Source organism: Dolichospermum circinale AWQC131C, assembly GCF_000426905.1.
GTDB lineage: Bacteria > Cyanobacteriota > Cyanobacteriia > Cyanobacteriales > Nostocaceae > Dolichospermum > Dolichospermum circinale.
The window spans coordinates 1-5,749 of the sequence record NZ_APIY01000417.1 but is presented as its reverse complement, the minus strand read 5'-3'; the positions used below and the strand labels follow the sequence as shown (position 1 = coordinate 5,749).

Annotated in this window: 7 protein-coding genes and 2 pseudogenes; 4 read left to right on the top strand and 5 right to left on the bottom strand. The window is 34.8% G+C overall.

Annotation, left to right across the window (positions count from 1 at the left end; genetic code table 11):
• Nucleotides 1–739 (top strand): annotated as a pseudogene (locus ACIR131C_RS0100615) (ATP-binding protein); the annotation flags it as partial.
• A 41-nt stretch (nucleotides 740–780) separates the two neighbouring features.
• On the opposite strand, the gene ACIR131C_RS0100610 reads toward ACIR131C_RS0100615, so the two are convergent.
• Nucleotides 781–1,128 carry a hypothetical protein gene (locus tag ACIR131C_RS0100610; protein WP_028088679.1) on the bottom strand — a complete coding sequence of 116 codons (348 nt, stop codon included), beginning with the start codon at nucleotides 1,126–1,128 and terminating at the stop codon, nucleotides 781–783.
• 90 nt (nucleotides 1,129–1,218) lie between these two features.
• Between ACIR131C_RS0100610 and ACIR131C_RS0100605 the strand changes: the two genes are divergently transcribed.
• Together ACIR131C_RS0100605 and ACIR131C_RS0100600 are read left to right on the top strand one after the other, a co-directional pair.
• The gene (locus ACIR131C_RS0100605; RefSeq protein WP_028088678.1) at nucleotides 1,219–1,437 is read left to right on the top strand and encodes a hypothetical protein; all 219 of its coding nucleotides are present in this window, start codon (nucleotides 1,219–1,221) and stop codon (nucleotides 1,435–1,437) included.
• Nucleotides 1,430–1,825 carry an aspartyl protease family protein gene (locus tag ACIR131C_RS0100600; protein WP_028088677.1) on the top strand — a complete coding sequence of 132 codons (396 nt, stop codon included), beginning with the start codon at nucleotides 1,430–1,432 and terminating at the stop codon, nucleotides 1,823–1,825. The genes ACIR131C_RS0100605 and ACIR131C_RS0100600 overlap by 8 nt, the downstream gene beginning before the upstream one ends.
• An 89-nt stretch (nucleotides 1,826–1,914) precedes the next feature.
• Here the strand turns inward: ACIR131C_RS0100600 and ACIR131C_RS0100595 are convergent, their stop codons facing one another.
• The 4 genes and pseudogenes from ACIR131C_RS0100595 to ACIR131C_RS21380 form a co-directional block, all read right to left on the bottom strand.
• Nucleotides 1,915–2,943, bottom strand: coding sequence for an adenine-specific methyltransferase EcoRI family protein (locus ACIR131C_RS0100595; RefSeq protein ID WP_028088676.1), 1,029 nt, complete (start codon nucleotides 2,941–2,943; stop codon nucleotides 1,915–1,917).
• A 12-nt stretch (nucleotides 2,944–2,955) separates the two neighbouring features.
• The gene (locus ACIR131C_RS0100590) at nucleotides 2,956–3,786 is read right to left on the bottom strand and encodes an EcoRI family type II restriction endonuclease (RefSeq protein ID WP_028088675.1); all 831 of its coding nucleotides are present in this window, start codon (nucleotides 3,784–3,786) and stop codon (nucleotides 2,956–2,958) included.
• Nucleotides 3,787–4,123: 337 nt separating this feature from the next.
• Complete coding sequence (locus ACIR131C_RS0100585) at nucleotides 4,124–4,657, bottom strand: hypothetical protein (protein ID WP_028088674.1); 534 nt, start codon at nucleotides 4,655–4,657, stop codon at nucleotides 4,124–4,126.
• Nucleotides 4,657–5,001, bottom strand: a pseudogene (locus ACIR131C_RS21380) (GNAT family N-acetyltransferase); the annotation flags it as partial. The gene ACIR131C_RS0100585 and the pseudogene ACIR131C_RS21380, both read right to left, overlap by 1 nt.
• Before the next feature lie 241 nt (nucleotides 5,002–5,242).
• On the opposite strand from ACIR131C_RS21380, the gene ACIR131C_RS0100575 reads away from it, so the two are divergent.
• On the top strand, nucleotides 5,243–5,749 hold a 507-nt coding region (locus ACIR131C_RS0100575; protein WP_028088673.1), incomplete at its 3' end, for an AAA family ATPase.

Genomic DNA, 5,749 nt, shown 5'->3' with positions numbered 1-5,749 from the left:
ACACATTTTAAAAGCCAAAGAAATATTAATTACTCGTCAAGATACTCATTTAGATAGTTTAGCTGAACGGTTACGAGAACCCAGGATAAAAGCAATTATTGAACCAATGTTAGCAGGTTTAGAATTAGGAAATATACCCAACGATGATATTCAATTTGTGATTGATTTGGGATTATGTAAAATGCACCCCTATGGAGGTTTAACTATTGCTAATCCCATTTATCGGGAAGTGTTACCCAGAGTATTAACAGTAACACCAATGGCATCTTTACCAATGATTGCACCGACTTGGTTAACCCCAGAAGGTGAATTAAATATAGATGCTTTATTAACAGCGTTTCTCAAATTTTGGCGACAGCATGGAGAACCATTATTAAGTAGTGCTGCTTACCATGAAATTGCACCGCATATTGTATTAATGGCTTTTTTACATCGTGTGGTTAATGGTGGGGGAATTTTAGAAAGGGAATATGCCATTGGTAGTGATAGAATGGATTTATGTCTGCGTTATAAAGATGTTATTTTAGGAATTGAATTAAAGGTATGGCGGGATAAAAAACGCGATCCTCAAAGTGATGGAATTGAACAATTAGAATCTTATTTAGGGCGTTTGGGGTTGGATTTTGGTTGGTTATTTGTGTTTGATAGGCGGAAAAATGCTTTACCAATGGAAGAAAGGTTATCAACTGAGGTGGTGGTGACGGAAAATCAACGTCGAATTACTGTGATTCGGGCGTGAATATTTTTAACAGCAGGATATCAAGGTTAAGAGATGGGAATTTAAACCAGAACTCGTGCCATTTCCCTAATTCGATTTGCCCAGGTTTGAGACAACGTGGAAATTTCCAGACGACTAGAATCACTTGCCCAAGTTGATAACCAATGAATATGCCATTTGGATAATTGACGTTGTATTTGAGCTAATTCAAAGGCATTATCTACATCTAAATCAATGGCTGTCAATTCTAAAAACACTTTAATTTCTCGAATAATCTCAAGTACCGCTTCTCCATTAAATTCATTTAAACTGAGAGATGCCATTTGCAGAAAGTTCTGTGCTAATTTTTCCAGACGTACAGAAAGACGCTCACAACGAAAGGTAATTTGTTCTATAGTCCAGTTATTCATAAACATCCTAATAATTTGTGGATGATTTGTTTCACTTCCGAACAGATCGCTTATGATAAATGTATTATTGTATATCTCAAAGTTTAAAATATGTCACTCGCTGAGTTAATTCCTCTGGTCAACAATCTAAGTCAGTCAGACAAGTTATCACTCTTCAAACTCCTAGCCACACAAATCCCAGACGCTGAACTACAAGTTATTTTTTCTGCTTCAGAATACCCGATTTGGTCGCCATATCACGCAACGGAAGCTGCAAACATTCTCATGCAGATGATTCAGGATCACCAAGAGGTATCTACTGATGGCTAGTACAGTGGAATTTCCCTTTAATGATGATGAAGCATTACCCACAATTCCTATCATTCTGAGTTATGCAAACTCTTCTATTTCTGCAAATGCACTGCTGGATACTGGGTCTACTGTCAATGTCTTACCTTATGATATTGGGTTACAATTAGGTGCGATTTGGGATAATCAAACTGTTCGCTTGCCATTGGCTGGAAATCTGGCAAAAGTTGAAGCACGGGGGTTATTTGTGCAAGTTCAAATTGGGAATCTTGAACCCGTTCGTCTAGCATTTGCCTGGGTAGAAACCTCTAATGTACCCTTAATTCTTGGGCAAACTAACTTTTTTCGAGAATTTGATGTTTGTTTTGAAAGATCGCAATCCACAATCAAAATTATCCGAATTGATTAGCGATTGCACTAACCCAATATTAGCGATCGCACTTATAAAAGATGTTTAATAATAAAATTACAAGGTGCGTTACATTTCATTAACGCACTCTACAAGATTGGCGATCGCACTTGTGGTATTCCTCTATTGTTAGATAATTCAGTCAATATTCGTTTATTTTTGATTATAATCCTAAAATATGGACATTTTCCATTTATTGACAAATCTTTTCCATCATTCCCTTTTCTAAATTTAATTATTTCAAACTGATCGGGATTGAATTTATGTAGAAATGTTATAGGTACACCCATAAATCCTTTGTAGTCTAATGGTATCTCTTGTGTTTTATTAACATTAATACCATCATAGTTGTCATAATGGGGGTATTCAATTTCGTTTCCAAAATATCTCTTTGTGAGAGTAATATATTCGTGTCGTTTAAAAGTGTCTAAGTTTGTTAACCATAAACAATTATTTGGAGAAACTATTCTATTTCCAGAGCTATCAATCCTAGTCTCTGTGCCATAGAGTTCATAGTGTTCGGGAACAATGAAACCAGAAATACCTCTACCAAGGTTTATTCCTAACCACGCCTTGTTTTCCTTAATTAGCTTAAAAATTTCTTTATAGGTTATTGCATTAATATTGCCAATTATTAAGAATTTTTTATCGTATTTAACTAATTGAGCCACATACTCCCTAAATAATGAAAATGGAGGATTAGTAACAACAATATCGGATTGCTTTAATAGTTCGATACTTTCAGGACTACGAAAATCGCCATCACCTTTAAAATGAACGATGTCAGTTGAACTTGGTTTAATTCTTTCTCCCTCTAGACCTGTATATTCAAAGAAAAAACCATTTTCAACTTCTTCGGTATTAAACAAATCCCTTTCTTGTTTTCTATAACAAGCAGTTATTAATTTTTTAATACCCAATTCTGCGAAATTTGATGCGAAGTAATTAAAAAAATTGCTAATCCGAGCATCATCGCAATTACAAAAAACTACTTTATTTTTAAAATGACTTTTATAATGTTTTAACTCATTTTCTATATCTGAAAGCTGTGTATAAAACTCGTCATTTTTGTTTTGTTTTGCTTTTTTCAACAAAGAGTGCTGTACTTTTCTTGCCATTATCAACCCGTATTATTCGTTATTGGTAATTTGGTTAAATATTTCACTACCTAATGCCTTAAGAGAGGACTTAGACACTTCAACCATAATATCAAACATTTTTTGTTCATCCCATTTTTCTCCATTTCCTTGTGTATAAATTGAAGCTGCTTGAAGCATAATTGTTTTATCATGATGCTTAACAAATTTATTTTTACATAGATTAGTGTTAATTGGCATTCCATAGTTTGCAGCGGTCAATCTATCTAATCTACTTAGCTTCCTATAATCAAGAGTTACCACCCTTCCATCAGGTCTTTTAATTGAAATAGTTTCAGTTAGAAAATTTGACCCTTCCAGAAATAAGATGTAGGGAAAATGGGATTCAGACAGCATAAAATTAGCAATTTCTGATATGTTTTTATGCGCTCTTTCTATTGCGTTACCAGCAGCCATCAAGTCTTGATTCTTCTTTTTACCAACTAGTTCTCCTTTTTGGATATTTTCAATGTCTTTCCCTTGATGTTTAGCTTCTGTTACAAGCACCACCCTCCAATTACCGTTATCGTCTTTTACTTGAATTATTCCACCATCAGGTTTAATATGTGAATTTGGCACAAAAAGTGTTTGCCCTAATTCTGAATCAAGTTTCTGTAACGCTTCGTTTATTTCTTTTTTACTTATGCTTGTTTTGTATCTAAAAGATAATTGAGGAAATTCCTTTTCAAGCTGTTTAATTACAAGGCGTGAAATTTGTCCAACTGCTATATCGTGGGACTTTGCTTCATTTCCAAATATACCAACTACACCTTGAGACTCTTTATGTTGATTCGTTAATCTTTTTGATTGATTTTTTTTAGACATATTGTTTCTTTACTATTACCTCATTTTTACTTAAAACTTTTGGTACTTTGTTCTTTTTATGTATAACTATGTAACTATGTATTATACAAAAATTTTCTGTATAATACTTTTGAATACAGGTATATAGTAAATATTAGAGGCGATTCTTGTCAAGTTATGCAGAATTTTTCTGTATAACATCCTATGGAACAACGTCCTAAAAAACTGCTCTGGTACAAGATGTGATCAGGCTTAAGCACTATTGGATTGTTATACATTCTCCAACAATCTCAACCAACAATCTCAACTTTTCCACCTCCAACCTTAACCTTTCATTCTCCATTATTTTTACTGATCACTAAGCTGAAATATTATCAACCAAAACCTGATTCATAATTTTCTGTTTCAACGAATCCGCCGCCACTGAAGCAATAATTTCCCAATCTTTTTCTGTCAACATTACCCCAAGCAGTTCGCGCAATACCTGATGATTAGAAATAAACTCCTCACCAAAAAGTTCATCCTTTTGTAACACAGCTTGAATATGTTCTTTAACAGTAGATGTAGGTAGCCTGAATCTTTCCAGCAACTTCTCTCTTGCGGTAGCAGATGCTATAGAAGTCGCTGTTCCCAAATTCCAATCTTTGAGTAACAAACGCACTTCTCGATTCAAAGAAATCCGCAAAGTTTTTAAACGATAAAACAATTCGGGATTAAGTAATATTTGACTAAAACCAGAACCCCAATCTAAACCAGCACCAATATTACCCCCTACTTCTTCCTCACCTAAAATGCTTTTTCTCAACCATTCTTCATTTAGCAATAAATCCATCGGGTTAGCTAATTCTTGATTAGAGGTAAACGGAATATAATTAGATTCTTGCTGACTCATTACTTACCCTCACTGTTTTTGTTATGAGAACGCCATACACCATACTCAAAATAAACTAAATCATCGTAATCTTCATCCTGACCTAAATCTAGCATTCCTTGATTATCATAGAATTTTTCTGTCCCTGGTAAAGAATGTAAACCTACCCTACCTTCATAACCTAATTCTAAACTACGGGTGCGGGCAAATAGCAGAAATACACTCCCAACACCCTTGTATCGTGGTGGACGTTGCACATCCTGACGATTCCAAGGTGCTGTAGCAATTCCATCAACATATACTAAGCGTTTACCCTCTGTAATGCGTGAACCGTGCATCTGAGTTTCCATCAGCATCAATCCTTGTTGGTGAAAATGACTGTGGTAACAAACTAAAATACTATCATTCATTACTCGGATAATTAGAACCTCCCTTAATGTTTGGTTTAACGATTACCAAAACCATGAATTTACCTCCCGGAAATGTGAAAACCATACAACTTGATTATACAATAATCGCAACCAGTGAACCTTTTTATCATGTCAGATCATAATTTTCCTAAATAAATGTGTAAACTTAAAGAGTTCACCTATTACCAAAATCATCATGACTCGCTGGTTTAATATTGCCGGTCCCTGTAAAGACGATATCCACTATATGTTATCTCCCACAGTGCGATTACCAGATTTAGAGGAGCTAATTGAACAAGAAAGTTATTTTGTCCTTCATGCACCACGACAAACAGGGAAAACCACCGCAATGTTAGCCCTATCACAGCAACTTACTGATACAGGAAATTATGCCGCAGTGATGGTATCAGTGGAAGTGGGAAGTGCATTTAATCATGACCCCAGTGCAGCAGAATTAGCAATTTTGGGAACTTGCTATGATACTATTTCTATACGTTTACCCAAAGAATTTCAACCACCTGTTAAACAATGGCAACAGGAAGAACCAGGAAGTAGAATTAAAACTTTTTTATCAGGTTGGGCAAAATCTTTAAACCGACCTTTAGTATTATTTATTGATGAAATTGATTCTTTGCAAGATCAAACATTAATTTCAGTTTTACGACAATTAAGAGATGGTTTTCCTAACCGTCCCGAAAATTTT